Raw genomic sequence first — 823 nt, forward strand, 5'->3', positions numbered from 1 at the left:
TGGTGTGCTCCACAGCTTCGGTAAACTATTTAGCCCCGGTACATTTTCGGCGCAGGGTCACTCGACTAGTGAGCTATTACGCACTCTTTAAATGGTGGCTGCTTCTAAGCCAACATCCTAGTTGTCTGTGCAACCCCACATCCTTTTCCACTTAATAGTTATTTGGGGACCTTAGCTGGTGGTCTGGGCTGTTTCCCTTTCGACTATGGATCTTATCACTCACAGTCTGACTCCCAGAGATGAATGGATGGCATTCGGAGTTTATCTGAATTCGGTAACCCGAGATGGGCCCCTAGTCCAAACAGTGCTCTACCTCCATCATTCTTACTCTGAGGCTAGCCCTAAAGCTATTTCGGAGAGAACCAGCTATCTCCAAGTTCGTTTGGAATTTCTCCGCTACCCACACCTCATCCCCGCACTTTTCAACGTACGTGGGTTCGGTCCTCCAGTGCGTTTTACCGCACCTTCAACCTGGACATGGGTAGATCACATGGTTTCGGGTCTACGACCACTTACTCATTCGCCCTATTCAGACTCGCTTTCGCTGCGGCTCCGTCTTTTCAACTTAACCTCGCAAGTAATCGTAACTCGCCGGTTCATTCTACAAAAGGCACGCTATCACCCATTAACGGGCTCTAACTTGTTGTAGGCACACGGTTTCAGGATCTATTTCACTCCCCTTCCGGGGTGCTTTTCACCTTTCCCTCACGGTACTGGTTCACTATCGGTCACTAGGGAGTATTTAGCCTTGGGAGATGGTCCTCCCGGATTCCGACGGAATTCCTCGTGTTCCGCCGTACTCAGGATCCTCCTAGGTGCCAGT

The 823-nt window shown here is 50.3% G+C and carries 1 rRNA gene; it reads right to left on the bottom strand.

Annotated features, from left to right (window positions below):
- A 23S ribosomal RNA gene (locus AC4J95_RS21100) occupies positions 1–823 on the bottom strand; the annotation flags it as partial.

This window comes from Enterococcus sp. GPZ-007 (assembly GCF_059374735.1).